This is a genomic window from Superficieibacter sp. (genome assembly GCF_032071645.1).
GTDB lineage: Bacteria > Pseudomonadota > Gammaproteobacteria > Enterobacterales > Enterobacteriaceae > Superficieibacter.
The window spans coordinates 274,741-300,791 of sequence record NZ_DAMAPU010000005.1; the positions used below are offsets into that span (position 1 = coordinate 274,741).

Annotated in this window: 24 protein-coding genes; 4 read left to right on the plus strand and 20 right to left on the minus strand. The window is 57.6% G+C overall.

Annotated elements, in window-relative coordinates; genetic code table 11:
- Nucleotides 1-695: 695 nt before the first annotated feature.
- From dedD to pdxB, 7 genes are all read right to left on the minus strand, one after another.
- Entirely contained in the window at nt 696-1,406 is a 711-nt protein-coding gene (gene dedD / locus RT197_RS12465) for a cell division protein DedD (RefSeq protein ID WP_312951059.1), read from the minus strand.
- Nucleotides 1,396-2,664, minus strand: coding sequence for a bifunctional tetrahydrofolate synthase/dihydrofolate synthase (gene folC / locus RT197_RS12470; protein WP_312951062.1), 1,269 nt, complete (start codon nt 2,662-2,664; stop codon nt 1,396-1,398). The genes dedD and folC overlap by 11 nt, the downstream gene beginning before the upstream one ends.
- Nucleotides 2,665-2,733: 69 nt before the next feature.
- Nucleotides 2,734-3,648, minus strand: coding sequence for an acetyl-CoA carboxylase, carboxyltransferase subunit beta (gene accD / locus RT197_RS12475; protein ID WP_312951064.1), 915 nt, complete (start codon nt 3,646-3,648; stop codon nt 2,734-2,736).
- A gap of 143 nt (nt 3,649-3,791) precedes the next feature.
- Nucleotides 3,792-4,451: a DedA family protein gene (locus RT197_RS12480; protein WP_312951067.1), complete on the minus strand. Its 660-nt coding sequence runs from the start codon at nt 4,449-4,451 to the stop codon at nt 3,792-3,794.
- A gap of 28 nt (nt 4,452-4,479) precedes the next feature.
- On the minus strand, nt 4,480-5,292 hold the full coding sequence (truA, locus tag RT197_RS12485; protein ID WP_312951070.1) for a tRNA pseudouridine(38-40) synthase TruA: 813 nt from the start codon (nt 5,290-5,292) through the stop codon (nt 4,480-4,482).
- Between the two features lie 2 nt (nt 5,293-5,294).
- Entirely contained in the window at nt 5,295-6,305 is a 1,011-nt protein-coding gene (locus RT197_RS12490; protein WP_312951073.1) for an aspartate-semialdehyde dehydrogenase, read from the minus strand.
- Nucleotides 6,306-6,368: 63 nt separating this feature from the next.
- Complete coding sequence (pdxB, locus tag RT197_RS12495; RefSeq protein ID WP_312951076.1) at nt 6,369-7,505, minus strand: 4-phosphoerythronate dehydrogenase PdxB; 1,137 nt, start codon at nt 7,503-7,505, stop codon at nt 6,369-6,371.
- Nucleotides 7,506-7,612: 107 nt separating this feature from the next.
- On the opposite strand from pdxB, the gene flk reads away from it, so the two are divergent.
- Nucleotides 7,613-8,608, plus strand: coding sequence for a flagella biosynthesis regulator Flk (flk, locus tag RT197_RS12500; RefSeq protein WP_312951079.1), 996 nt, complete (start codon nt 7,613-7,615; stop codon nt 8,606-8,608).
- A gap of 31 nt (nt 8,609-8,639) precedes the next feature.
- On the opposite strand, the gene RT197_RS12505 is transcribed toward flk, so the two are convergent.
- Entirely contained in the window at nt 8,640-9,962 is a 1,323-nt protein-coding gene (locus RT197_RS12505; RefSeq protein WP_312951082.1) for a PTS sugar transporter subunit IIC, read from the minus strand.
- A gap of 201 nt (nt 9,963-10,163) precedes the next feature.
- Here RT197_RS12505 and RT197_RS12510 point away from each other — a divergent pair, with 201 nt between their 5' ends.
- Entirely contained in the window at nt 10,164-10,862 is a 699-nt protein-coding gene (locus tag RT197_RS12510; protein WP_312951084.1) for a GntR family transcriptional regulator, read from the plus strand.
- Between the two features lie 32 nt (nt 10,863-10,894).
- Here the strand turns inward: RT197_RS12510 and RT197_RS12515 are convergent, their stop codons facing one another.
- From RT197_RS12515 to fabB, 3 genes are all read right to left on the minus strand, one after another.
- Complete coding sequence (locus RT197_RS12515) at nt 10,895-12,073, minus strand: MFS transporter (protein ID WP_312951086.1); 1,179 nt, start codon at nt 12,071-12,073, stop codon at nt 10,895-10,897.
- A 166-nt stretch (nt 12,074-12,239) separates the two neighbouring features.
- Nucleotides 12,240-12,401, minus strand: a complete 162-nt coding sequence (locus tag RT197_RS22005) for a type II CAAX prenyl endopeptidase Rce1 family protein (RefSeq protein ID WP_409529693.1) — start codon at nt 12,399-12,401, stop codon at nt 12,240-12,242.
- A gap of 54 nt (nt 12,402-12,455) precedes the next feature.
- Nucleotides 12,456-13,676: a beta-ketoacyl-ACP synthase I gene (gene fabB, locus RT197_RS12520; protein WP_312951088.1), complete on the minus strand. Its 1,221-nt coding sequence runs from the start codon at nt 13,674-13,676 to the stop codon at nt 12,456-12,458.
- 157 nt (nt 13,677-13,833) lie between these two features.
- On the opposite strand from fabB, the gene mnmC reads away from it, so the two are divergent.
- Nucleotides 13,834-15,846, plus strand: coding sequence for a bifunctional tRNA (5-methylaminomethyl-2-thiouridine)(34)-methyltransferase MnmD/FAD-dependent 5-carboxymethylaminomethyl-2-thiouridine(34) oxidoreductase MnmC (gene mnmC / locus RT197_RS12525; RefSeq protein ID WP_312951089.1), 2,013 nt, complete (start codon nt 13,834-13,836; stop codon nt 15,844-15,846).
- Between the two features lie 728 nt (nt 15,847-16,574).
- Here mnmC and RT197_RS12530 read toward each other — a convergent pair.
- Genes RT197_RS12530 through prmB form a run of 6 tightly spaced genes read right to left on the minus strand, consistent with a single transcriptional unit; the run spans nt 16,575 to nt 21,106 of the window.
- Nucleotides 16,575-16,853, minus strand: coding sequence for a YfcL family protein (locus RT197_RS12530; RefSeq protein ID WP_312951091.1), 279 nt, complete (start codon nt 16,851-16,853; stop codon nt 16,575-16,577).
- A 29-nt stretch (nt 16,854-16,882) separates the two neighbouring features.
- The gene (locus tag RT197_RS12535; RefSeq protein WP_312951093.1) at nt 16,883-17,428 is read right to left on the minus strand and encodes an elongation factor P hydroxylase; all 546 of its coding nucleotides are present in this window, start codon (nt 17,426-17,428) and stop codon (nt 16,883-16,885) included.
- Complete coding sequence (locus RT197_RS12540) at nt 17,428-18,237, minus strand: sulfite exporter TauE/SafE family protein (protein WP_312951096.1); 810 nt, start codon at nt 18,235-18,237, stop codon at nt 17,428-17,430. Before RT197_RS12540 ends, RT197_RS12535 begins: the two co-directional genes overlap by 1 nt.
- Nucleotides 18,237-19,058, minus strand: coding sequence for a penicillin-insensitive murein endopeptidase (gene mepA / locus RT197_RS12545; protein ID WP_312951098.1), 822 nt, complete (start codon nt 19,056-19,058; stop codon nt 18,237-18,239). Before mepA ends, RT197_RS12540 begins: the two co-directional genes overlap by 1 nt.
- A gap of 2 nt (nt 19,059-19,060) precedes the next feature.
- Nucleotides 19,061-20,146, minus strand: coding sequence for a chorismate synthase (gene aroC / locus RT197_RS12550; RefSeq protein WP_312951101.1), 1,086 nt, complete (start codon nt 20,144-20,146; stop codon nt 19,061-19,063).
- 27 nt (nt 20,147-20,173) lie between these two features.
- Complete coding sequence (gene prmB / locus RT197_RS12555; protein ID WP_312951102.1) at nt 20,174-21,106, minus strand: 50S ribosomal protein L3 N(5)-glutamine methyltransferase; 933 nt, start codon at nt 21,104-21,106, stop codon at nt 20,174-20,176.
- 166 nt (nt 21,107-21,272) lie between these two features.
- Between prmB and smrB the strand changes: the two genes are divergently transcribed.
- Nucleotides 21,273-21,824, plus strand: a complete 552-nt coding sequence (smrB, locus tag RT197_RS12560; RefSeq protein WP_312951105.1) for an endonuclease SmrB — start codon at nt 21,273-21,275, stop codon at nt 21,822-21,824.
- Between the two features lie 37 nt (nt 21,825-21,861).
- Here smrB and sixA read toward each other — a convergent pair whose 3' ends face one another.
- The 3 genes from sixA to fadI all read right to left on the minus strand — a co-directional run bounded on the left by sixA (nt 21,862) and on the right by fadI (nt 26,015).
- Complete coding sequence (gene sixA / locus RT197_RS12565; RefSeq protein WP_312951107.1) at nt 21,862-22,347, minus strand: phosphohistidine phosphatase SixA; 486 nt, start codon at nt 22,345-22,347, stop codon at nt 21,862-21,864.
- Between the two features lie 201 nt (nt 22,348-22,548).
- A complete protein-coding gene (gene fadJ, locus RT197_RS12570) occupies nt 22,549-24,705 on the minus strand; it encodes a fatty acid oxidation complex subunit alpha FadJ (protein WP_312951110.1) in 2,157 nt (718 codons plus the stop codon).
- Complete coding sequence (gene fadI, locus RT197_RS12575) at nt 24,705-26,015, minus strand: acetyl-CoA C-acyltransferase FadI (RefSeq protein ID WP_312951112.1); 1,311 nt, start codon at nt 26,013-26,015, stop codon at nt 24,705-24,707. The genes fadJ and fadI overlap by 1 nt, the downstream gene beginning before the upstream one ends.
- Nucleotides 26,016-26,051: the final 36 nt, after the last annotated feature.

A 26,051-nucleotide genomic window follows, 5' to 3' on the forward strand; every position in this document is an offset into this window, starting at 1 on the left:
ATTTACGCCCTGCCATCCAGTTGGGGCGCATTCTAACAGAAAAAGAAAACGTTTGCGTAGGGATTTCCGTTCCCTGCACAAATAAAAATGGCGCTGAAAAAACATTCAACGCCATCGCCGGTTTGGGCCATTCCGCCCTCTGCTGGCGAGGGGGAAAAGCGCCGAAAGGTGGGGGCTGTGCCGGACAGTCCCGGCTCGCCAGAAAGCGCCGGGACGTTGGCGCTGTACCGGACGGCTCCCCCTCACCCCGACCCTCTCCCTGAGGGAGAGGGGGAAAAGCGACCTTTTCCCTGTTGTGGGGAAAGGCGCTTAAACTTATCCCCCGGACGATCCCCTCTCCTGCGGGAGAAAAGCGGCCTTTTGCCTGTTGTGGAGAAAGGTGCTTAAACTTATCCCCCGGACCGTCCCCTCTCCCTGCGGGAGAGGGTTAGGGAGAGGGCGTTCACGGCTCCGCTCCCTTTATTGAGGGAAAGAGGATTAACGCTCCCCCTCTCCCCGACCCTCTCCCTGAGGGAGAGGGAGAAAGACAGCCTTTTCCCTGTTAAGGAGAAAGGCGCTCAAACTTATCCCCCGGACCGTCCCCTCTCCCTGCGGGAGAGGGAGAAAGACAGCCTTTTCCCTGTTAAGGAGAAAGGCGCTCAAACGTATCCCCCGGACCGTCCCCTCTCCTGCGGGAGAGGGTTAGGGAGAGGGCGTTAGTTGACGCCGTAGTTCATCACCACACCGTTCAACCCGGAAATCTGATTCAGCTCGCCCAGCGAACTTTTCAGCTTATCCTTCGACGCGTCTGGCCCCACCAGAATGCGGGTGATTTTACCCTGAACCGGCGTGGAAGGCGATGTATAAACCCGATACCCCGCCCCACGCAATTTGCTGACGATCTCACTCACCTTGTCAGCATTTTTCAGCGCACCGAGCTGGACAACATATGCCTTGCCGGTCGGCGCAGGTTTCTCTTCAGCAGCCGGTTTTTCCTGCGGCGCAGGTTTTGTCGGCGGAGGCGCTTCAGCCGCCGCCGCTAACTGCTCGCTGGTTTTGTCCCGCTGCGGTTTGGTCTGCGGTTTATCTACGGGTTTAGGTTTTGGCGGTTCAGGTGCTACCGGGATCTGATCGATATCCGCACCGCTGTTCGCCGCAAGGCGAGATGGATCTAATGTCGGTGCCGCCGCATCGCCTGCTCTCACCTCTTCCGCTGCACCTTCCGGCGGCTGGGCGGGTAGCGCCTGGGTTGCCGCTGGCAACATATCCGGCTCGTCGCGGTCGCCGGGTTTCGGCACCAGCGGAATGGCGGCGAACTCATCCTGATAATGCTTTTTCTGGCCGTCAAGCAGCCCAGGCAGGACAATGACGCCCAGTGCAACCAGGACAATCGTGCCGACTAAACGGTTCTGAAACTTACTCGCCACCGAATCCCCCCGCCTCCATTTCTTCCATTACGTGCGCTACCGTGTGGAACGATCCACACACCAGCACGGTGTCTTCTGGCTTCGCATCCGCCATTGCGGCGTGCCATGCCTGCGCTACTGTGACATACATTGCGCCGTCAGGTAAATGCGCCAGCAACTGCTCTGCCGTTGCGCCGCGCGGCCCTTCCAGCGGTGCGCAGTACCAGCGGTCAACTACGTCGCTAAGACAGGCCAGCGTGCCTGCGATATCTTTATCATGCAGCATACCAATGACCGCCAGAACGCGCCCGGTTTTTGGTAGCGTTTTGAGACGTCCCGCCAGGTACGCCGCCGCGTGTGGATTGTGGGCGACGTCGAGGATCAAACGCGGTGATTCACTGACTATCTGAAAACGTCCCGGCAAAATCGCTCCGGCGATGCCGTCACGGACCGCCTGCTCGCTGACCGCAAGTTGACTGGCGCGCAGCGCGGCCAGCGCGGTGGCGGCGTTAGGCTGCGGCACCTGCGGTAACGGTAAGTTGTTCAGTTCACCCCTGGCATCGACAAAACGCCAGCCCTGCCCGCTCACCTCATAACGCCAGTCGGCATCGCGGCGCAGCAGCACTGCGCCCTTCTCTTGCGCGACGTCCGCTATCGACTGCGGCATTTCCGGCTCGCCGACGATCGCCGGTTTGCCCGCACGGAAGATACCGGCTTTTTCGCGCCCGATGCTTTCGCGATCCGGCCCCAGCCAGTCGGTATGATCGAGGGCAATGCTGGTGACGACGGAAACGTCAGCATCCACCATATTGGTGGCATCCAGCCGTCCGCCCAGCCCGACCTCAAGGATCACCACGTCCAGCGCAGCCTGTTTAAACAGCCACAGCGCCGACAGAGTGCCGTATTCAAAATAGGTCAGAGAGATGTCGCCCCGCGCGGCTTCAATGGCGGCAAACGAAGCCGTATGCGCCGCTTCCGGCAGTTCTGCGCCCTGAACGCGCACCCGCTCGGTGTAGCGGACCAGGTGCGGCGAACTGTAGACGCCGGTTTTGTAACCCGCCGCCGTCAGGATGGATTCCAGCGTCCGGCAGGTGGTTCCTTTGCCGTTAGTCCCTGCTACGGTGAACACAAACGGGGCGGGCTTCAGTACATCCAGGCGGGCAGCCACCTGGCTTACGCGCTCAAGCCCCAGATCGATGGTCTTCGCGTGCAGATTTTCCAGATAAGAAAGCCACGTAGCCAGGGGCGACGTGGCGTGAGGGATAAGTTCTTTTTCCATGATGCCCGCAACGTTTAACGGTGAAGAAAAGCAAAAGGGCAGCGCCGTCTGGCCCTGCCCCTGTGCATATCAGGCCTCGATTTCCTGATCCGGTACCGGCGGTACCACCACGTCTTCACGCGGGGCATCCGGGTCAGGTGCCGGAAGGTTCATCAGCTTCGCCAGAATGCTGGCCAGCTTCAGGCGCATTTCCGGGCGGCGGACGATCATATCAATCGCCCCTTTTTCAATCAGGAATTCGCTGCGCTGGAAGCCAGCCGGCAGTTTTTCACGCACGGTCTGTTCGATAACGCGCGGGCCAGCAAAGCCAATCAGCGCTTTTGGCTCGGCGATGTTGAGATCGCCCAGCATCGCAAAACTTGCCGAAACGCCGCCCATTGTCGGGTCGGTTAGCACGGAAATGTACGGCAGACCGCGCTCCTGCATTTTTGCAAGCGCCGCAGAGGTTTTCGCCATCTGCATCAGCGACATCAGCGCTTCCTGCATACGCGCGCCGCCGGAAGCGGAGAAACACACCAGCGGACAGTTGTCCTCGAGCGCCTGCTCGACTGCACGCACGAAGCGCGCACCAACAACCGACCCCATTGAACCGCCCATAAAGGCAAATTCAAAGGCGGCAGCAACGATCGGCATGTCGTAAAGCGTGCCTTTCATCACCACCAGCGCGTCTTTTTCGTCAGTTTCTTTCTGCGCTGACGCCAGACGGTCTTTATACTTTTTGGAATCTTTGAACTTCAGAATGTCTTTTGGCTCAAGCTCGCTTCCAAGCTCTACCAGCGAACCTTCATCCAGCAGGCTATGCAGGCGATTACGCGCTGACATTCGCATGTGGTGGTCGCATTTCGGACATACTTCAAGATTGCGCTCCAGCTCGGCACGGTAAAGTACCTGACCACAGCTGTCGCATTTCGTCCACACCCCTTCAGGGATACTGGCCTTACGGGTGGGGGTGATATTGCTTTTAATTCGTTCAATCCAGCTCATTGATAACCTTTCTGCCTGAACCTGGTCGATGCCAGTTTTGTCCGACGGGGCGAATCTGGCCCCGCCTGACCATGAATGTTGCACATTAAAACATAACGGTTCGCAAGTTGGGATAAAAAAGTGGTCGAACCGCCGTTAAGACGTCATTTTGCCTGCTTCGATGCTGCGCGTTTATGGCGGATAATTTCTACCACGCCGGGCAGGATCGACAGCACAATGATCGCCACGATCAGTAACTTAAGGTTTTCCTGTACCACAGGCAAATCGCCAAACAGGTAGCCTGCATAGGTAAAGAGGATCACCCACAGCAGCGCGCCCGCCACGTTGTACGCGGCGAAATGACGATAGGACATATGCCCCATCCCCGCCACGAATGGCGCAAAGGTGCGAACGATCGGCACAAAACGCGCCAGAATAATCGTTTTACCCCCGTGCTTATTGTAGAACGCGTGGGTTTTGTCGAGATAACTGCGACGGAAAATTTTTGAGTTCGGGTTACTGAACAGCTTATCGCCGAACAACCGGCCAATCGTGTAGTTGACCGCATCGCCCAGCACCGCAGCCACAATCATCAGTACCACCATCAGATGGACGTTCAGATCGTTAGTCGGCAACGCGGACAGCGCCCCGGCCACGAACAGCAGCGAATCCCCTGGCAGAAACGGCGTTACCACCAGACCGGTTTCGCAAAACAGAATCAAAAACAGGATCGCGTAAACCCAGATGCCGTACTCGGCAACCAGCTCCGCCAGATGTACATCAATATGCAGAATGAAATCGACCAGAAAGTAAATCAGATCCATATTGTTAAATGCCTTTATGCAATCACAATTAGTCCGCTAAAAAGAGCGGGCCCATCGGCATCACCGGCAGGTCGAAATGATCCGGGTAATCTACCGCGACCAGATACAGCCCTTCCGCTTTTGCCGTCGCTGCCGCAAGCGTCCTGTCTTTTGCAGCAAGCAGTTCTGCTATCCAGCTCTCTGGCTGGTTTTGGGCACCTACTTCCATCAGGCTACCGACAATATTCCTTACCATATGATGTACAAAGGCATTTGCTTTGATATCCACCACCACATACGCGCCGTAACGCTCCACGTGAATATGCATCACGTTGCGCCACGGCGTGCGCGACTGGCACTGCACCGCGCGGAACGAGGTGAAGTCGTTCTCCCCCAGCAGCGACTGGGCCGCACGGTGCATTCGCGCGGCATCCAGCGGCTGATGATAGTGCGTCACGCCCTGGCTTAATACCGCCGGACGCAGGCGGTGATTATAAATGACATAGCGGTAACGGCGTGCCGTGGCACTGAAACGCGCATGAAAATCATCCGGCACATGTTTAACCCAGCGCACGGCAATGTCACCAGGTAAATTCGCATTTACGCCCAGCGTCCAGGCCGCATCTTTACGCACGGCACGCGTTTCAAAATGGACGACCTGACCGGTGCCGTGAACGCCTGCGTCGGTCCGCCCGGCACAGAAGACGTTGATCGGCTCGTTAGCCACCTGCGAAAGCGCTTTTTCCAGTTTCTCCTGCACGCTGCGCACTTCATTCTGGCGCTGCCAGCCGTAATATTTGCTACCGTCATATTCAATGCCGAGCGCAATTTTTATTACCGGCTGCTGCTGAACATCCGCCATGATTACAGGTACTCCTGCACCAGTTTCTCCGCAATTTTCACCGCCATCAGCGCGCCGCCAAAGCGAACGTTATCGGCGACGGACCAGAACTGGATCTGCTCCGGCATACCGTAATCATTACGCACGCAGCCGATGGACAGATGCGCACTGCCGGATGCGTCGCCGACCGGGGTCGGGAATGCCCCCTCTTCAGACAACACCGTATCTTCGCCAAGGGAGAAGGCATCACGCGCTTCTTCTGCCGCCAGTGGGCGCATGGCTTCAAAGCTGACCAGTTGCGCATGGCCGTAAAAGACCGATGAACGCACGCAGCTTGCAGAGACCATTAAACCGTCATCCTGCAAAATTTTGCGGACCTGATCGACAATGATGCGCTCTTCACGCACGTTGCCTTCGCGGTCCGGCAGCAGCGGCAGCAGGTTAAACGCTAGCTGGCGGCCAAAGAAATCGTCTTCATCAACAGGCATCCCGTTGAGCAGTTTCGCACTCTGCCCGGCCAGCGCATCGACGGCCTTTTTGCCCTGCGCGGAGGCAGAAAGCAGGCTGGTAACGGCGATGCGCGACAGTCCACCGACATCAATCAGCGGCTTAAGCGCTACCAGCAACTGGCTGGTGAGGCTATCGGGGACGGCAATAATATTGCGGTTGCGGTAATCGGCCAGCACGAAGGGATTGACCTCCGGCACCACCAGCGGGACGTCCGGCTCCAGCGCAAACAGACCGCTGGTATCAATGACCAGACACCCGGCATTGGCCGCTTCTTCCGCGTAGGTCGCCGCCGCGTCGCTGCCCGCAGTGAAGAAAGCCAGTTGAACCTGCGTCCAGTCAAACTCCGCGGCGTCCTGAACGCGCACGGTTTTACCCCCGTAGCGCAGGGCCTCCCCCGCGCTTTCACTGCGCGCCAGGGCATACAGTTCCCCGACCGGGAATTCACGTTCAGCAAGGGTTTCAAGCAGGGCTTCGCCTACGGTGCCCGTAGCGCCCAGTACGGCAATATTCCAGCCTTCAGACATGGTGGTTGACTCCAGAAATAGCGATACTCCCCGCCCCGGTGGGCAGGGAGCTAAAAAACAGAATTAACGAATGGGGTGATGAACGGCGTTGAAACCGAGCTTGTGCAACAGGTCTGCCGCGTCGGCATCATCACACTGTACGTATAAGGAAGACCACTCGCGGCGCTCAGAGTAGTTTTTACGCAGCTTGTCGAATTCACCCGGTACGCCAGCGACTTTTCGCAGCGGCGCATCGTCGCGGCGCACATCATACACCAAATGCACCAGTCTTTTTAGCGTTGCCTGATCGACCGGCCCGTGTAGCGTAATGCGGCCAAACTCCGGCGCGGGCAGCAGCGTTGCCAGCGCCACCTGCTGACGCTGACCGATAAACTCGCTGAACGCCTCGAAAACCTGGGTGGTGCCGCGCGCTTTGCCTTCAAGGGTATAGCCCGCGATGTGCGGCGTGCCAATGTCAACGCGATCCAGCAGCTCGGTCAGCAGGTCCGGCTCCGGCTCCCATACGTCGAGTATCACGCTTAGCGGCTGGTTGTCTTTCAGCCGGGCTAACAGCGCGACGTTATCGACTACCGGTCCCCGACAGGCATTAATCAGAATAGTGCCAGGCTTCAGACGGCGGATCAGCGCATCGTCGGCGAGATGCCACGTTTTATACGGGCCATCTTTATAGAGAGGCGTATGGAAAGTTAAGATATCGGCTTCCCGCACCAGCTCTTCCAGCGGGCGGAAATCGCCCTCGTCACCGCTATCGGCACGCGGGGGATCGCACAGCAGGGTGCGCACGCCGAACGCCTCCAGACGCTCCGCCAGGCGACGGCCGACATTACCCACGCCCACAATGCCCACCGTGCGCTCGGTCAGGGTGAAGCCGTCGCGCTCGGCCAGCATCAGCAGCGACGAGAAAACGTACTCCACCACCGCAATGGCGTTGCAGCCGGGCGCGGCGGAAAAACCGATACCTGCCTGCGCCAGCCACGCCTCGTCAACATGATCGGTGCCTGCGGTGGCGGTGCCGACGAATTTAATCCCCTGCCCTGCCAGCAATGCTTCATTGACTTTAGTCACCGAGCGCACCATGAGCGCGTCCGCGCCAGCCAGCGCCGCCAGTGGAATGGGACGCCCCGGCACCGCCTGTACCTCGCCCAGACGGCTGAACAGTTCACGCGCATAGGGCATATTTTCATCAACGAGGATTTTCACGATAAAGTACCTGCCTGAAACGAGAGATCGTCCGGCAAGTGTGCCATAATCGCGCCGCCAGGCATACTTGCAAACCTGGTTCAGCATTACGACCTTAAGGATTTATGATGACGCAACCCATCTCAGGTATGCCCGCGCGCCCTCCGGGTGACGGTCCCGCCACGACGTCAGTCGCCGCAGAGCAGCCGCTCTCAACCCAGCAACGTACCGTGCTGGAGCGTTTGATCACGCGCCTGGTCGCCCTCACCCGCCAGCAAAGCGCTGAAGTGTGGGCGGGTATGAAGCACGATCTGGGACTGAAAAATGAGATGCCGCTGCTGTCGCGTCATTTTCCCGCCGCCGAGCAAAACCTCACCCAGCGGCTGGATTCCGCCCAGCAGAGCTACAGCAATCGCCAGACCCTGGCGCAACTGACGGAGTTGCTGAACGTCGGCAACAATCGCCAGGCGGTGAGCGATTTTATTCGCCAGCAGTACGGGCAGACGGCGCTCAGCCAGCTTTCTCCCGATCAGCTTAAGAATGTACTGACGCTGCTGCAAAATAACGAGCTGTCGATCCCGCAGCCGCAGCAGCGTCCGGCTACCGACCGCCATCTGCTTCCGGCTGAACACAATACCTTAAATCAGCTGGTGACGAAGCTGACGGCGGCCACCGGCGAATCCGGGAAGCTTATCTGGCAATCGATGCTGGAACTTTCGGGAGTGAAAAGCGGCGAGTTGATCCCGGCGAAGCACTTTACCCATCTGGTGACCTGGCTTCAGGCGCGTCAGACGCTCAGTACCCAGACCGCACCGACGCTGCACACCTTGCAGGCGGCGCTTAAGCAGCCGCTGGAGCCGCAGGAGTGGGATCAGTTGCAGGATTACCTCCAGCAAACCTGGCAGGCCACGCCGCAGTCAATACTGACCACGGCGCAGGTTCAGGATTTACTCAATCAGGTGTTTATTCGCCGGGCAGAACGCGCGCCGGAAATGCGCGATCCGCAGCCTGTTCATCGTCCCTTTGCGCCGCTGTATGACACCGTCAAAATGCTGTCGGCCCGGCCGGGCCTGATGCTGATTGCGCTTATTGTTGCCTTCCTGATTGTGTGGATGGTGCTTTAATTCCGCGCCCCGTGAGCCGGGGCGCAGCGATTTACTCTGCCTGCTGCACGGCATTCACTTTATTTGCCGCAATCACAAACGGCAGATAAATCAGCGTGGCTGACGCCAGACACAGCAGCCCCACCATTAATGCCAGCCAGTTACCGCCCGTGCCGAAGAAGGCGATCAGCGGACCGGGCGTGGTCCACGGCACGGCGTAGGCGACAGGTGGAATAATTCCTGTGGTAATAAAAACGTAACCAATCAGCGAACTGACCATCGGCACCAGAATAAACGGAATAATAAAGATCGGGTTAAGGACAATCGGCAGCCCGAACATCACCGGCTCATTAATATTAAACAGCCCCGGCACAAAAGACATTTTCGCCAGATCGCGATAATCCGAACGTCGCGAAGCAATAAAAATGGCCAGCAGTAACCCTAAGGTCATACCGGAACCGCCGTAGTTAGCAAAGGCATCGTTAATGCCGCCCCAGGTGATCGGGTACGGTGCCCCCCAGGTCTCGCCGTGCTGCGCGGCCCAGGAGAGGTTTTCCAGATTCGCTTCAGAAAAAATCGACTCGCGGATCGCCGCAATGGTATTTGGCCCGTGGATGCCCAAAAACCACAGCAGATTAGAAACAATACCCAGAATGATGACCGCAAAAATGTTGGTGCCCATATTTTTCAGCGGGGCCTGGATGAGCTTATAAATAAGATCGTTCAGCCCTTCCGGGGACAGCATTAACAGCAGGTAATTAAGAATCGAAAACAGCATCATCACCACAATAATGGGGATCAGCACCTTAAACGACCGCGCGACTGCCGGTGGCACGGCGTCCGGCATGGTAATGGTAATTTTCGGGTTCTTCGCTAAGCGGCAGAAGAGTTCGCTGGAAAGCAGCGCGACAATCACCGCCACAAACAGCCCCTGCGGACCGAGGTATTTGGTGGTCATGTACGCCTGTCCGCCGATTTCCTGGTAAGGGGTATAGACAACGAAAAACGCGCCAATCGCCGTCAGGCCGCACAGCAAATCATCCTCATGAAAGCTTTTCGCCATATTTCTGCCCACCAGAAAGGCGATCAGAATCGACATAATATTTACCGAGCCATTCATGACCGGCGTAAAAATAGCCTGCGCTTTTTCCAGATTAGGGAAAATCGCTTTTAAATGCAGCAATGAAGCAACAAAACCATCCGGGGAGAGGATGGCAAAATTAATTAATACGATAATGGAACTGGCCATAACGATAGGGAATGACAGAATAAAGGCATCGCGAATCGCCGAGACGTGCCGTTGCGAATTAAGTTTTATCGCTACCGGGACAAGTACCTTTTCCATCCCTCGTTCAAAAGAACGCATCACAGACATTATAACTCCTTATTTTCCAGCTTTATTTCCAGCAAAGAATGCCCACTTTATGTAGCGCAGGGATGGCGTTTTGTTATGTTGATCACATTAAAAAGCCACAATACAGGTTCAACTTAACGCTTAATAATGAACAACTTAAGCATTCATCAAAATAATAAATAGTTAACCTTTTGTTTAAATGGAACTTACAGAGGTGCAAAAGTGATTTACAAAAACGTGGTCAGCGTAATAAAAAATAAAATTAATCATCACTGTTATAGCGTAGGTGATGCCCTGCCCGCAGAAAAACAACTGGCAATCGATCTTAATGTTTCGCGTAATACCCTGCGTAAAGCGCTCAGCCAGCTGGAAGAAGAGGGAATTATCGAGCGCAGGCACGGCTCGGGAACCTATATAAAAGAGAAAAGATTCGTTGCGCATATTCATAATATGAATAGTTTTAGCGAAATAGCGCACAACGCCGGAAAAACGGCCAGCAGCCAGATATTAAAATTTGAAATGCAGCCAGCCTCATTGCAGGTTGCCAGCGGCCTGAATATTACCCCGGACGACCCGGTTTATTATATCAAGCGTCTGCGGCGGATCGATAAAGTGGTGATGCAGGTGGAGGAAACCTGGCTGTCGGTCAACCGCTTCCCCAGCCTGACCATTGCCCATATGCGGAACTCGAAGTTTTCGTATATTGAAAAGGAGTGCGGGATCGCTATCATCGGCACGTTCGAGACGTTTTCCCCCATGCTGCCGGGGCCGGAGCTGGCGGAAATATTGCGCATCAGCCCTAAAGATCCGATCCTGCAAATTCAAACCCAGGCGATTGATGCTAACCAGCAGCCGATTGATTACTCTCTTCTTTACTCCAACAGTTTTGAATTTCAGGTGAAGTATTTTTTTCCGCGTTAGTGGATTTCCCCCGCTCGCGCGGGGGAACAAACTTAACGTTTGCGGAACGACGCCAGCGTCACCGCGATGCCCGCGATGGCCGATAGCGCCCCGGCCAGGAATACTGAGGGATAACCAAAGCTGGTCGCCAGCATGCCCGCCAGCGGCCCGGAAACGCCCATCGCGATATCCTGAAACGCGGCATAGCCGCCCAGCGCCGTACCGCGCACCTGCGGCGGCACGCGTTTGACCACCTCAACGCCGAGCGCCGGGAAGATCAGCGAGCATCCCGCGCCGGTAAGCGCCGCGCCCAACAGGGCAATCCACGCTACCGGTGCCTGCCACAGGAATATCAGACCCAGCGCTTCCACCAGCAGAGAGCAAATCGCCACTTTTACGCCGCCAAAGCGATCCGGCATCCAGCCAAACAGGATGCGCACCAGCACAAACGCACCGCCGAACGCGGTTAAGGTAAAACCCGCCATCGGCCAGCCACGGCTGACAAAATAGAGCGAAACGAAGGTGCCGATCACCGCAAAGCCAACGCCCTGCAACGCCAGCCCCAATCCCGGCTGCCAGATCAGACCCACCACGCTCCACAGCGACGGACGCTCTCCCGCATGGGCCGGAACCTTCCGCACCGTACCGTTGCAGGCCCAGGCCAGCAGCGGCAGCAGCATGGTGACAATCGCGAGGATTGCAAAGCCGTAGCGGTCGTGAATAAACAGCCCCAGCGGCGCACCCACCGCCAGCGCGCCAAAGATAGCCATTCCGTTCCACGACATCACTTTGCCGGAGCGCGCAGGGCCAACCAGCCCCATTCCCCAGGTCAGCGTGCCGGTCAGCAGCTGGCTTTCACCAAAACCGAGGATCAGCCTCCCGACAATCAGCAGGGCAAATTTTGCCGACGCCGGAACGGGTAACAGCGCTGCAAGCAGCCAGGCACCTCCGGCCAGGGCGCAGGCAAACATTCCCTGCATAACGGAACGTTTGGCACCGTACTGATCGGCCAGCCGCCCGGCATAGCCACGGGTTAAGACGGTCGCCAGGAACTGAATACCGACCGCCAGCCCGACCATCGCGTTGCTGTACCCCAGCTCCTGATGAACAAACAGCGGGATCACCGGTAGCGGCAGGCCGACCGTCATGTAGGTCAGAAAAACCGCGAAGGCGATGCGAAACAGTGAGGTGTTCCCGGAAGAAGAACCCGAATTGTGTGCTACAGAAGACATGCATTACTCCATTTGCGAAGTAAGGCGGGGAAAAGCCACGCCCCCTTCACCCGATGCGCAGGATTAAGGTGCGTTGGATGACGTTAAACGCTTACGCATTATCCATGTGATAATGTTGGAGCGGAATTCTGCCTGCCCTGACCGCTGGTTGTCAATCTTATCGGCGTCAGGTCTGTACACTCAGCAGCGCTAATGCCGATAACAGATTATTAGACGCATGGAGCGCCATCGGCACTATCAGGCCACGGGTGTAAATCCTGGCAATGCACAAAATCGCCGAGAAACTGAAAAGATAAATCAGCGTTGAAGCGGCCTGTCTGGAATGCAAAAAAACTGGCCACGTAAAGTGACCAGTTTCATTTTTTTGCCCGCGCTTTTTCGCTTACGCTTTCAGCTTACGCATCACCAGCGTGGCGTTGGTGCCGCCAAAGCCGAAGCTGTTGGACATCACGGTTGTCAGTTCGCGTTCGGTCGGCTCGGTCACGATGTTCAGACCAGCAGCCTGCTCGTCCAGCTCATCAATGTTGATGCTCGGCGCGATAAAGCCGTGCTCCAGCATCAGCAGCGAGTAGATGGCTTCCTGCACGCCAGCCGCGCCCAGAGAGTGGCCGGTCATCGCTTTAGTGGCGGAGATCGCCGGAGAATGGTCGCCAAACACTTCGCGGATAGCCGCCAGCTCTTTAACGTCGCCAACCGGCGTTGAGGTGCCGTGGGAGTTGAGGTAATCAACCGGGGCATCCAGATCCTGCATCGCCATCTTCATGCAGCGCACTGCGCCTTCGCCTGACGGGGCAACCATATCGGCACCGTCAGAAGTCGCGCCGTAGCCCACCACTTCCGCATAGATATGCGCACCGCGCGCCAGCGCGTGTTCAAGCTCTTCAACCACAACCATACCGCCGCCGCCTGCGATCACGAAACCGTCGCGGTTGGTGTCATAGGTCCGGGAAGCTTTTTCCGGAGTGTCGTTGTATTTGGTGGACAGCGCGCCCATCGCATCAAACTCACAGGACATTTCCCAGCACAGCTCTTCGCCGCCGCCCGCAAACACGATGTCCTGTTTGCCAAGCTGGATTTGCTCTACCGCGTTACCGATACAGTGCGCGGAAGTGGCACAGGCGGAGCTGATTGAGTAGTTTACGCCGTGGATTTTGAACGGCGTGGCGAGGCAGGCAGAAACGCCGGACGCCATCGCTTTGGTGACAACATACGGGCCTACGGCTTTCAGACCGCGCGGACCGCGCATGGCATCTGCACCGAAGACCTGAAAACGTGGAGAACCGCCGCCGGAGCCTGCAATCAGGCCAACGCGCGGGTTGTTCTGGTAAACGTCTGCAGAGAGGCCAGCATCAGCAACAGCCTGCTCCATAGAGAGGAATGCATAAATCGAGGCATCGCTCATAAAGCGCACGACTTTACGGTCGATGAGGCCAGTGGTATCCAGTTTTACGTTGCCCCAGACGTGGCTACGCATCCCGGAATCCTTCAGCTCCTGAGAGAAAGTGATCCCTGAACGTCCTTCACGCAGAGATGCCAGGACTTCCTGCTGGTTATTACCAATGCTGGAAACGATGCCCAGGCCAGTAATCACTGCACGTTTCATTCAATACCTCTGTTAAGTCCACTATTTAAATATTGAGTCGCACAATAGCGTACACTTGTACGCCGAACAAGTCCGATCAGCCAATTTGTACGGAAATTTGCTCCTGCCCGCACTCATCGCTAAGATCGTGCCATCACTAGTCAGACGAGTAACTTACGTGAAACATAACGCCATACAGCCCGCCAACCTTGAATTTAACAATGAGGGTACACCTGTTTCTCGAGATTTTGATGACGTCTATTTCTCGAACGATAACGGGCTGGAAGAAACGCGCTACGTTTTCCTTGGCGGCAATCAGCTCGCGGAACGCTTTGCGGATCATCCGCGCGCGCATTTTGTGGTGGCAGAGAGCGGCTTCGGCACCGGGCTTAATTTCCTGACGCTGTGGCAGGCATTCACGGCGTTTCGTCTGGCGCATCCGCAGGCGAGGCTACAGCGCCTGCACTTCATCAGTTTTGAAAAATTCCCCTTGCGGGCTGAGGATTTGCAGCTGGCGCATCAGCACTGGCCGGAGCTGGCTCCGTGGGCGCAACAGTTGCAGGCGCAGTGGCCGCTGCCGTTTGCGGGCTGTCACCGGCTGATTCTGGATGAAGGCCAGATCACGCTGGATTTGTGGTTTGGCGATATCAACGAACTGACGGATGAACTTGATGATTCGCTGGCACAGCAGGTGGACGCATGGTTTCTGGACGGTTTTGCGCCTGCCAAAAACCCGGATATGTGGACGCCAGCGCTGTTTGCGGCGATGGCGCGGCTGGCGCGTCCCGGCGGCACGCTGGCGACCTTCACTTCCGCCGGATTTGTGCGCCGTGGTTTACAGGACGCAGGTTTTACGATGAGCAAGCGCAAGGGCTTTGGTCGCAAGCGCGAGATGCTGACCGGCGTAATGGAAACACCTCCCGCCCGCGCGGTTAAAGCGCCGTGGTTTGCGCGCAGCGGGACGGCAAAGCGGGAAGTGGCGCTTATCGGCGGCGGCATTGCCAGCGCCCTGCTTTCGCTGGCGCTGCTGGATCGCGGCTGGCGGGTGACGCTCTATTGTGAAGACGCGCGGCCCGCAGAAGGGGCTTCCGGCAATCGTCAGGGAGCGCTGTACCCCTTACTTAGCGCGCACGATCCGGCGCTGGCGCACTTCTTTCCGGCGGCATTTACCTTTGCCCGCCGGGTGTATGACGCGCTTCCCGTCACCTTCGATCATGACTGGTGCGGCGTCACGCAAACCGGCTGGGATGCGAAAAGCGAGCAGAAGATCGCCCAGATGCTGGCGCTCGGCCTGCCCCAGGAAATCGCCCTCAGCGTGGACGCGCAGGCTGTCGCCGCAACGACGGGCGTCGGGACCGGCTGCGGGGGCGTTCAGTATCCTCTGGGCGGCTGGCTGTGTCCGGCGCAACTGACGGCGGGTGCGCTGGCGCTGGCCGCAGAGCGCGGGCTGCGTACCGTCTGGCAGCAGCAGGTGGTTTCGCTCGATAAAACCGATGGCGGCTGGCGGCTCACGTTTGCAGACGGGCAAACGGCGCAGCATGAAGTGGTGGTACTGGCTAACGGTCATAAGGTTAATCAGTTCTTTCAGACCGACGCGCTGCCGCTGTATGCCGTGGGCGGGCAGGTCAGCCATATTCCCACCACGCCGTCGCTGTCGCGCCTGCGCCAGGTACTGTGCTATGACGGCTATCTCACGCCGCAGAATCCGCATAATCAACAGCATTGCATTGGTGCCAGCTATCATCGCGGGCAGGAGGAGATGCGCTACCGCGAGGAAGATCAGCAGCAAAATCGCCAGCGGCTGATTGACTGCTTCCCGGACGCCGGGTGGGCACGTGAGGTGGATATCAGCGCTGGCGAGGCTCGCTGCGGCGTGCGCTGCGCCACCCGCGATCACCTGCCAATGGTGGGTCAGGTGCCGGATTATGCGGCGACGATGAAAGAGTACGCGGGACTGGCGGACGATCGTGAGCACGCCGTTAGTGCGCCGGTATATGAGGATTTGTTTATGCTCGGCGCACTGGGGTCGCGCGGGCTGTGCAGCGCCCCGCTGGCGGCGGAAATTCTGGCGTCACAGATGAGCGAAGAGCCGCTCCCGCTGGATGGAAAAACGCTGGCCGCGCTGAATCCGAATCGGCTATGGGTACGGAAACTGCTGAAGGGAAAACAGGTTAAGACGGTACAACACTGATGCCCTCACCCCGGCCCTCTCCCACAGGGAGAGGGAGCTGACCGAGCGCAGGGTGACGTCCAGTGTCGGTTTTCCCCCTCTCCCACAGGGAGAGGGAGCTGACCGAGCGCAGGGTAAAGTCCGGTGTCGGTTTTCACCCTCTCCCACAGGGAGAGGGAGCTGACCGAGCGCAGGGTGATGTCCAGTGTCGGTTTTCCCCCTCTCCCACAGGAAGAGGGAGCTGACCGAGCGCAGGGTGACGTCCGGTGTCGGTTTTCACCCTCTCCCCTGGGAAGAGGGAGCTGACCGAGCGCAGGGTGACGTCCGGTGTCGGTTTTCACCCTCTCCCACAGGAAAAGAGAGCTGACCGAGCGCAGGGTGACGTCCAGTGTCGGTTTTCACCCCCTCCCACAGGAAGAGGGAGCTGACCGAGCGCAGGGTGACGTCCGGCGTCGGTTTTCACCCTCTCCCCCGGGGAGAGGGCTGGGGTGAGGGGGAATTGCCGGTACGATGCCGGCCCTCCCCCACAGGGAACAAGACAGGGTTCGCGGCAGGATATGGCGCGAAACGTTTCCACCGAACGGTTCCCTCTCCCACAGGGAGAGGGATCTGACCGAGCACAGGGTGACGTCCGGCGTCGGTTTTCACCCTCTCCCCCGGGGAGAGGGTCAGGGAGAGGGGGAAACCGCTCTCCCGCAGCCACTTAAGTCGTACTATTGTCCCCTTTGCTCACCAAAAGGGAAAACCCGTTACTTAAATTTCGCCCGCTGATACAACGTATCCCACATCCCCAGCACCAGAGACTGATCGCGCGGCGAGAGTTCACCGGCGTGAATAGCCTTTTGCAGGCTGTTGCCGACCTGGGCGTAAACGGCTTCCGGGGAATGATCGTCCCCCGCTTCCAGTTCCGCGATTGCCAGCGTCAGGTGTCCGCGCAGATAACCGCTGGCAAACAACTCGTCATCACCGGCCGTATCTACCATGTCATCAATTAATGCCAGGATGCGTGATTCAAACTCCGCGATCATCTTCTTTCCTCTTGTCTTAAGTGGCGCTATTACAGGTCTTCAGGCCACGGGAACTGTTCTGCCGCCAGCGGCGGCGTATGATAGTAATGTTGTAATGCTTTAATAAAACGTGCCGGACGTTCCGGGATCCCTTCCTTCAGGTACGTCATCACCTGGGCGTGAACGCGGCGCTGGAAAACAATGCGGTCCGGCTCGAAGTCACCTTCCAGATTGTCACAGCTAACGTTAAACGGATAACCCGCCGCCACGCAAAACAGCCAGTCAAACGCCTGCGGTTTCACTTCGACATCTTCAAACTGGCTCTGGGTGACCGCATCGCGTCCGTCGGGGCAGTACCAGTAACCGAAATCGACCTGTTCGCGGCGCGCTTTACCGGCGATGCACCAGTGTGAAATCTCGTGCAGCGCGCTGGCGTAGTAACCGTGCGCGAAGACGATCCGGTGAAACGGCACGCTGTCATCAGCAGGAAGATAGATCGGTTCGTCGTCGCCTTTAATCAGACGGGTATTAAAATCATCGGCGAAGCAGCCGTTAAAAATCTCAATAAGCTGTTCGTAATTATGTGTACTGTTCATTAGTTCATCCCCAACCAGTGGAGGATCTCCGGTCCGTGGCTGTCATAAAGAAGTTTGGCGCTCATTACCGCAGAAACGATGACAATCATCGGGCGGATCAGCGTCTGCCCTTTGCTGAGCACCAGCCTGGAGCCGATACGGGCACCGATAAATTGCCCGATAAGCATCACAAAACCCGTCGCCCAAATCACTTTGCCGCCGAGAATAAATAGCAGCAGGCCGCCGATATTAGAGGTGGCATTCAGCACTTTGGCGTGAGCGGTAGATTTTGCAAGGTTGTACCCGCAAAGGGTAACGAAGGCCAGCGCGTAAAACGATCCTGCGCCGGGGCCAAAAAAGCCATCGTAAAAGCCAACGCAGCCGCCCGCCACCAGCGCGAATGGAAGGCCGTACAGCCGACGCTGACGATCTTCTTCGCCCAGCTTCGGCATCAATAAAAAATAGAGGCCGATGCAGATCACCAGCACCGGCAGGATTTGCCGCAGCAGATCGGATTTCACAAACTGCACCAGCAGCGCACCGCTGGTCGAGCCAATAAAGGTCATCAGAATGTTCATTTTCTGATCGCTCAGCTTCACCACTTTGCGACGGATGAAGTAGATTGAGGACGAAAGTGAACCGCCGCAGGCCTGTAGTTTATTGGTCGCCAGCGCCTGGGCGGGCGTCATGCCCGCCGCCAGCAGCGCGGGTACCGTTAACAGCCCTCCGCCGCCCGCCAGCGAATCGATAAATCCGGCCAGCAACGCCACGCAAAACATCACCGCCAGCAGCAGCGGCGACATCATAAAAAGCTGATTAAACGTTTCCATTAAAGTACATGCTCATCCAGTAGCGCCTGACAGGAAGGATGCAGCGGCGGCTCCTTCTTCGCAGGGGATTTCGTCCCAGGTTTTGCTGGCTCAAACCAGCTTTGCAGTTCGGCTCCGCAGCCATCGCCCGGCGGCGGCGGCTCCTGATCCTGACATTCGAGGCTGTCCGCCGGGCAGCGCAGGCGCACATGCATATGTGCGCGATGCTGGAACCACGGCCGGACTTTGTTCAGCCAGTCGCGGTCAGTTCCCGCATCCAGGCAAAGCTGCTGCTTGATCGCCGGATTGACAAAAATGCGCGTGACGTCGTTATCTTTCGCCGCCAGCTTGATCAGGCTGCTGATTTTCGGTTGCCATAGCGACGATACAACGTGCTTGCCGTCGCGGGACACCAGATCCAGCGCCTGCGGCTTCAGCAGTTGCGCGGAGGTCCAGCGCGTCTCAGGCAGTTGCAGGAAGATATCGACATCCAGCCCGGACTGGTGGCTGGCATGACCGCCGTTGAAGCGGCCGCCCGCTGGCATTCCCATATCGCCAATCAGCACCGTGCCCAGCCCCAGGTTATGCACCTGGCTGCTCAGCCGCTGAATAAACAGCAGCAGATCGGGATGACCAAAATAGCGCCGCTGATCGGTACGCATCACCTGATAATGATCAGACTGGAGCGGCAGGCCCTGCGCGCCGATAATACAGCCGTTGGCAAACGCGCCAATGGACTGCGCGTTACCGGGGATCGGCTGGGTGATTTTTTGCCACGGCGTTGCCGCCAGAGCGGTGCTGCTGGCAACCAGCGCCAGCAGCGCGATAAGCATTTTTTTCATTTTTACCAGCGTGGAAGCGTTGTCGTCACATCGGCATTTTGTGCGCGCTGACGCATAAAGTGATCCATCAGCACAATCGCCAGCATCGCTTCGGCAATCGGCACCGCGCGGATGCCAACGCAAGGATCGTGGCGGCCTTTGGTGATCATGTCGGTTTCTTCGCCCGCGCGGTTCAGCGTGCGCCCCGGCACGGTGATGCTCGACGTGGGTTTCAGCGCGATATTCGCGACGATCTGCTGACCGCTGCTGATCCCGCCGAGGATGCCGCCCGCGTGGTTGCTCTGGAAGCCCTGCCGGGTGATCTCATCACGATTCTGACTGCCGCGCAGGGCAACCACGTCGAAACCGTCGCCGATTTCCACGCCTTTTACGGCATTGATGCTCATCAGCGCGTGGGCGATGTCGGCATCCAGACGGTCAAAAACCGGCTCGCCCAGCCCCGGCGGCACGCCGTCGGCGATGACGGTCACTTTCGCCCCGATGGAGTCGCCTTCTTTTTTCAGGGCGCGCATCAGTTCGTCCAGCGCCTCGATTTTATCCGGGTCGGCGCAAAAGAACGGGTTTTGCTCGACCTGTTCCCAGTCGGCAATCGCCAGCGGGATGTCGCCCATCTGGGTCAGGCAGCCACGAACAGTGATGCCCAGTTTCTGCGCCAGGTATTTTTTAGCGATGGCACCCGCCGCCACGCGCATGGCGGTTTCACGTGCTGAAGAGCGACCGCCGCCGCGATAATCGCGCAGGCCATATTTTTGCTCGTAGGTGTAATCCGCATGACCTGGACGGAACAGATCTTTAATCGCGCCGTAATCCTGCGAGCGCTGATCGGTATTTTCAATCAGCAGCCCGATGCTGGTCCCGGTCGTCACGCCTTCAAACACGCCGGAGAGGATTTTTACCTGGTCCGGCTCCCGGCGCTGGGTGGTGTAGCGCGAGGTGCCCGGACGACGGCGATCCAGATCGTGTTGCAGATCGGCTTCGGTGAGCGGAATACCCGGCGGCACGCCGTCAACGATGCAGCCCAGCGCCAGCCCGTGCGACTCACCGAAGGTGGTTACGCGAAAAAGTTGTCCAATACTGTTTCCTGCCATCACGGCTCCGTTGTCGTTGTTGTGTTATTAGTCTTTGTAAATGCTGAAGTATTCCCGCGCTGCTACCAGTTGGGATTTGGTCAGCATAAAGACACCGTCACCGCCGTTGTCGAATTCCAGCCAGGTGAACGGCACATCAGGATATTGTTCCATCAGATGTACCATGCTGTTCCCGACTTCACAAATCAGAATGCCGTCGTCGGCCAGATAGTCCGGTGCGCAGGCAAGAATGCGGCGGGTCAGCTTCAGGCCATCGCTGCCGGAGGCCAGGCCCAGTTCAGGTTCGTGGCGATACTCGTTCGGCAGGTCGGACATATCTTCCGCGTCAACATACGGCGGATTGGTGACGATCAGATCGTACTGTACTTTCGGCAGGTCGCGGAACAGATCGGAGCGGATCGGCGTGACCTGATGGATTAAACCGTGTTCTTCGATATTGTGCTCGGCTACCGCCAGCGCTTCCGGGGAAATATCCACCGCGTCAACTTCCGCTTCCGGGAACGCATATGCACAGGCGACGGCGATGCAGCTGCTGCCGGTACACATGTCCAGAATATGCTGCGGAGCGTGGTTAATCAGCCCGGAAAAGTGGTTGTTGATCAGTTCGCCAATCGGCGAACGCGGCACCAGAACGCGTTCGTCAACGTAGAATTCGTGACCGCAGAACCAGGCTTTGTTGGTCAGATAAGCCACCGGGATGCGCTCGTTCACGCGGCGGATCACTCGTTCAACGATGCGATGTTTTTCACTGGAGGTCAGGCGGGCGCTGCGCATGTCTTCCGGGATATCCAACGGTAGCCACAGCGTCGGCAACACCAGTTGCACCGCTTCGTCCCACGGGTTGTCGGTGCCGTGCCCGTACCAGATATTGGCCGCGCTGAAACGGCTCACCGACCAGCGGAGCATGTCCTGAATGGTTTGCAGCTCATTCACCGCTTCATCAACAAAAATTTTATCCATCGTTCTCTCCAGGCCATGCTCGCATTAAATTCGGCGGCTAGTTTGCCACGAAGAGGGCCATAAATCAGCATTCACGCGCGGGCGAAACGGGGAAAAAATGCGTTTTCGCTGAACAGATGCCCGGTGAGTCGGGTAAACTGACGAAAAGCCTTAATGAGAATGACCCATGAAAAAGAAAGAATCACTCACCGGGGAGGATAAGGCGCTGTTTCGTCAGTTGATGACCGGCACGCGTCAGATTAAGCAGGACACCATTGTTCACCGCCCTTTGCGCAAGAAAATCTCGGAAGTGCCGGTGAAACGGCTGATTCAGGAACAGGCTGACGCCAGCCACTTTTTTTCCGATGAGTTTCAGCCGCTGCTCAATACCAGCGGGCCGGTGAAATACGTGCGTGAAGACGTCAGCCATTTCGAGCTGAAAAAGCTGCGGCGCGGCGATTATTCGCCGGAACTGTTCCTGGATTTACACGGTCTGACCCAGCTTCAGGCCAAGCAGGAACTGGGCGCGTTGATTGCCGCCTGCCGCCGTGAGCATGTTTTTTGCGCCTGTGTGATGCACGGCCATGGCAAACATATTCTTAAGCAGCAAACGCCGCTGTGGCTGGCGCAGCATCCGCATGTGATGGCTTTCCATCAGGCGTCAAAAGAGTACGGCGGAGATGCCGCGCTGCTGGTATTGATTGAAGTTGAAGAGTGGCAGCCGCCAGAGCTGCCCTGAAGAGAGGCGGGAAGCAACGATGCTTCCCGTTAGCGGATTAAATCGCTTTTGGCATTTTCAGATTGCAGGGGTTCATCTGCCAGTTGAAGGTACCTTTGCCTTCGCCATCCAGCGTGACGCTGGCAATCGCCGAGGTCGAGAACATCGGCGGCGTTTCACCGGGGCACAGTTCCGCCACCAGATAGCCGACCAGCGGCAGGTGAGAAACCACCAGTACAGACTGCGTTCCTTTTTCGGCCAGAACCTGAAGATACGCGCCGACCTGTCCCACATCGCCGCCGGGTGTCAGTTCCGGCAGGACATCAACGTTTGTGGGCAGATGCATACACTCACCCACCACATCCAGCGTTTGTTCAGCGCGCAGATAAGGGCTGACCAGAACGCGCTCAATATTCACTTTTTGACCTTTCAGCCAGGTTGCCATCAGACGGGATTCATCACAACCACAATGGGTTAAAGGACGAACCGAGTCACTGCTAGCCTCAAGGGCTGCGTCGCCGTGACGCATGATAAAAACTTGCATATTGCACCGCTTTTGTTAACCAGAAGCACCGTCGTCAGACCGCAGAGGAAATCATGTTCATGCGGAAAACGCGGTGGCCGGGCATTGTGCCTCATCCGTTTGCTCAATGAAACGCTGTGTTTTACCTTAATGATGTAAGTATAGTCAATCAGTGTTTACAAAATAACCAAAAGACCCGCAACAGCGTTATCACACCCTTCATTAACCCTCATTTTCCGGGTCAGTATCAGTACGCGACCAGAACGTCTGGCGCTGCTCGGCCATATGCAGCAACGCCTCGCATGGTGTAAAGCGTGGGCCATACTGCGCGGCAAGCCGTTGCAAAATCGCCACCACTTCACCGGCTCCGAGCGTATCCATATAGCGGAATGGCCCCCCTAAAAATGGGGGGAAGCCGATGCCAAACACCGCACCGATATCACCGTCTCGCGCACTGCGAATAATACCTTCCGCGTGGCAGCGCGCAGCCTCATTTAACATCATCATGACGCATCTTTCGCTCACCTGCTGCGGTGAGAGGGTGTTAGTTTGACCACCGATACCAATCAACGGATAGATCGCCGGATCGGGCTGCTTTTTGCTTTTACGCCCTTTTTTTCCATAAAGATAGAAACCACGACCATTTTTTCTGCCTTTGCGATCGTCATTCAAAATTGCATTAATGATATTTGCAGGCGGGCTAAAACGTTCTCCGTAAGCCGCCTCCAGAACCGGAATAATTTTGGTGCCGGTATCAATGCCAACCTCGTCAAGAAGCTGAATGGGGCCGACCGGGAAGCCGAATTTCACCAGCGCACGATCGATATACTCAATTTTCGCCCCTTCAGTCAGAATGCGCATCGCCTCATTAATGTAGGGCGCGAGAATGCGGTTAACGTAAAACCCGGCTTTATCCGCGACCACAATCGGCGTTTTGCCCTGCTTTTTTGCCAGCTTCACCGTCGTGGCGACAGTCTGTTCTGAGGTGCCCGCGTGCGGGATCACTTCCACCAGCGGCATTTTTTCGACCGGACTAAAAAAGTGCAGACCAATGACCTGCCCCGGACGCGCGGCCTGCGCGGCAATATCACCAATGGGCAGAGAAGAGGTATTAGAGGCAAAAATGGTTTCCGGCGCGCAGTGTGCTTCCACTTCCGCCACCATTTTTTGCTTTAGCGTGAGGTCTTCAAACACGGCTTCAATCACCACATCACGATGGCTAAAGCCACGATAATCCGTCGCCCCGGAGATTAGCGCCATCTGGCTGTTGCGCTCCGCCGCTTTAATATGGCGACGACGCACTTTCTGGTCGAGCAAATCCCAGGAGTATTTCAGCGCGTGGTTAATCCCCTGCGCCTTGATATCTTTAATGCGCACCGGCAGTTTGCCTTTGCTGGCGGTGACATACGCAATGCCTCCGCCCATCAGCCCGCCGCCCAGAATGCCGACCGAGCGCAGCGGACCCGCTTCTGCCCGCGCGCCCGGATCTTTTTTCAGCTCGGTGCTGGCAAAGAAAATATTACGCAGTGCGGCGGACTGCGGCGTCATCGCCAGCTCGCCAAAGGCGCGCGCTTCTGCCGCATAACCGCTGCTGCTACCCTGACTTAAACCGGTTTCAACGACCTGCAAAATACGCTCAGTTGCCGGGTAATTGCCCTGCGTTTTGTGCGCCGTTTTTTTGCCCACCATGCGAAACAGTACGCTGCGCCCCAGCGGACCGGCGAGAATGCGCTCGCGCACCGGCAGACGCCGGTCCGTGGGCCGTCCTTTTTTCGCCAGCGCAACGGCAGCCTCCAGCAGAATAGAGGCGGGAACGACTTCATCCACCAGCCCGACTTTCAGCGCCTGACGCGGGCGTAACTGCTTGCCAGTGAGGATCATCTCCAGCGCAGTGCTGACACCAATAAGTCTTGGCAGACGCTGGGTCCCGCCGGAGCCGGGAAGCAGGCCGAGTTGCATTTCCGGCAGGCCGAGCACCGTCTTCGGATCGTCAGTACAGATCCGTCCGTGGCAGGCCAGCGCCAGTTCCAGACCGCCGCCCAGACAGGCGCCGTTAATGGCCGCGATAACCGTAATCGGTAGCGCGCGAATATCCGCCATAATCTGCTGACCCTGACGCGCCAGGGTTTCCGCCTCCTGCGCCGTTTTACAATCGCCGATCATGTTGATATCGGCACCGGCAATAAAGTTATCCTCTTTTGCGGAGATGAAAACGACGCCAGATAAAGCTTTGTTATCACGGATTTGTTTGAGAATAGCGCGAACCTGATGGCCAAATTCCGCTTTCAGGGTGTTCATCTTTTCGCCGGGGACATCGATGGTAATAACGGCAATATTGTCCGGCCGCACGTTAAGGGTAAAAGCAGATGTCGTCTCCATTATTCGGCCTCCAGAACCATTGCCGCGCCAAGACCGCCCGCTGCGCAGGCGGTCACTAAACCAAAACCACCACCGCGCCGATGCAGTTCGTGCAGCGTCTGGGTGATCATTCTCGCGCCGGTTGCGGCGAAAGGATGCCCGTAGGCAATCGAGCCGCCCAGCACGTTGAATTTACTGTCATCCACCTCGCCTGTGGCCTGCGAGCGTCCCAGCACCTCACGGGCGAAGCGGTCGCTGGCCAGCAGTTTTAGGTTAGTGAGTGTTTGTGAGGCGAACGCTTCGTGCATGTCCAGCAGCGTCAGATCGGCCAGCGTCAGCCCGGCCCGCTCCAGCGCCAGCGGCGTAGACCAGGCGGGACCAAGCAGCATATCCTGCCATACGTCGATAGCGGTAAAGGCATAGCTGCGCAGGTAGCCAAGCGGCACCAGCCCCAGTTCTTTGGCCCGCGATTCGGTCATCAGGATCACCGCCGCCGCGCCGTCGGTCAGCGGCGTACTGTTCGCCGCCGTGACCGTCCCGTGCTGGCGATCGAACGCCGGACGTAGCTTTGCGTAGTCGGCAAGCGTGGAGTTGGTGCGAATGTTATTGTCGCGCTCAATCGGATCGCGATACGGCGGCGCATACGCGGTCATCACTTCGTCATCGAGTTTGCCTTCGGCCCACGCTTTTGCAGCGAGTTGATGCGAACGGTGCGCCAGCGCGTCCTGCTCCTCACGGGTGATGCCCCAGGTTTTCGCCATTTGCTCGGCGGTATCGCCCATTCGCAGACCGGTTGAATATTCCGCGACCGCAGGCGGAACAGGCAGCAGATCGCGCAGACGCAGGCGGGAGAACAGCTTCAGGCGTTGCCCCATGGTGCGGGCTTTATTGGCGTCCACCAGCGTGCGCGCCAGCGTTTTACTGACGCCAATCGGCAATACGGAGGAAGAATCCGCTCCCCCGGCGATCCCGGCGCGGATAGTCCCCGCCATCAGGCTTTCCGCCACGTTCGCCACCGCCTGAAAACTGGTGGCGCAGGCGCGGCTGACGCTATAGGCATCGGTATGCACATTCATGCCGGTGCCGAGCACGATTTCGCGGGCGATGTTGGGCGCTTCCGGCATTTGTACCACCTGACCGAAGACCAGTTGCTCGATCACTTCCGGCGGAATTTCGCTGCGAGCCAGCATCTCTCCTACCACCATTTTTCCCAGATCGATAGCGGGCACGCCGTGAAAGGCGGTTGCCTGGCGGACAAAGGGCGTGCGCAGCCCGGTAACAATGGCAATGCGATCGCCCTGGCGGGTGATAAGCGGTAATGCCTGACTCATAACGCTCCCCTGTTAACAAAAAATAATTAAGTGGTC

What these genes read in the sequence shown, in the direction of transcription:
- prmB (WP_312951102.1), bottom strand. Translation starts at nt 21,106, where the DNA reads ATGGATAAAATTTTTGTTGATGAAGCGGTGAATGAGCTGCAAACCATT.
- folC (WP_312951062.1), bottom strand. Translation starts at nt 2,664, where the DNA reads ATGGAAAAAGAACTTATCCCTCACGCCACGTCGCCCCTGGCTACGTGG.
- RT197_RS12490 (WP_312951073.1), bottom strand. Translation starts at nt 6,305, where the DNA reads ATGTCTGAAGGCTGGAATATTGCCGTACTGGGCGCTACGGGCACCGTA.
- RT197_RS12535 (WP_312951093.1), bottom strand. Translation starts at nt 17,428, where the DNA reads ATGAACAGTACACATAATTACGAACAGCTTATTGAGATTTTTAACGGC.
- mepA (WP_312951098.1), bottom strand. Translation starts at nt 19,058, where the DNA reads ATGAAAAAAATGCTTATCGCGCTGCTGGCGCTGGTTGCCAGCAGCACC.
- RT197_RS12505 (WP_312951082.1), bottom strand. Translation starts at nt 9,962, where the DNA reads ATGTCTGTGATGCGTTCTTTTGAACGAGGGATGGAAAAGGTACTTGTC.
- flk (WP_312951079.1), top strand. Translation starts at nt 7,613, where the DNA reads ATGACGCAACCCATCTCAGGTATGCCCGCGCGCCCTCCGGGTGACGGT.
- fadJ (WP_312951110.1), bottom strand. Translation starts at nt 24,705, where the DNA reads ATGGAGACGACATCTGCTTTTACCCTTAACGTGCGGCCGGACAATATT.
- RT197_RS12530 (WP_312951091.1), bottom strand. Translation starts at nt 16,853, where the DNA reads ATGATCGCGGAGTTTGAATCACGCATCCTGGCATTAATTGATGACATG.
- sixA (WP_312951107.1), bottom strand. Translation starts at nt 22,347, where the DNA reads ATGCAAGTTTTTATCATGCGTCACGGCGACGCAGCCCTTGAGGCTAGC.
- RT197_RS12515 (WP_312951086.1), bottom strand. Translation starts at nt 12,073, where the DNA reads ATGTCTTCTGTAGCACACAATTCGGGTTCTTCTTCCGGGAACACCTCA.
- fabB (WP_312951088.1), bottom strand. Translation starts at nt 13,676, where the DNA reads ATGAAACGTGCAGTGATTACTGGCCTGGGCATCGTTTCCAGCATTGGT.
- truA (WP_312951070.1), bottom strand. Translation starts at nt 5,292, where the DNA reads ATGGCGGATGTTCAGCAGCAGCCGGTAATAAAAATTGCGCTCGGCATT.
- accD (WP_312951064.1), bottom strand. Translation starts at nt 3,648, where the DNA reads ATGAGCTGGATTGAACGAATTAAAAGCAATATCACCCCCACCCGTAAG.
- RT197_RS12480 (WP_312951067.1), bottom strand. Translation starts at nt 4,451, where the DNA reads ATGGATCTGATTTACTTTCTGGTCGATTTCATTCTGCATATTGATGTA.
- aroC (WP_312951101.1), bottom strand. Translation starts at nt 20,146, where the DNA reads ATGGCAGGAAACAGTATTGGACAACTTTTTCGCGTAACCACCTTCGGT.
- RT197_RS12540 (WP_312951096.1), bottom strand. Translation starts at nt 18,237, where the DNA reads ATGGAAACGTTTAATCAGCTTTTTATGATGTCGCCGCTGCTGCTGGCG.
- smrB (WP_312951105.1), top strand. Translation starts at nt 21,273, where the DNA reads ATGAAAAAGAAAGAATCACTCACCGGGGAGGATAAGGCGCTGTTTCGT.
- fadI (WP_312951112.1), bottom strand. Translation starts at nt 26,015, where the DNA reads ATGAGTCAGGCATTACCGCTTATCACCCGCCAGGGCGATCGCATTGCC.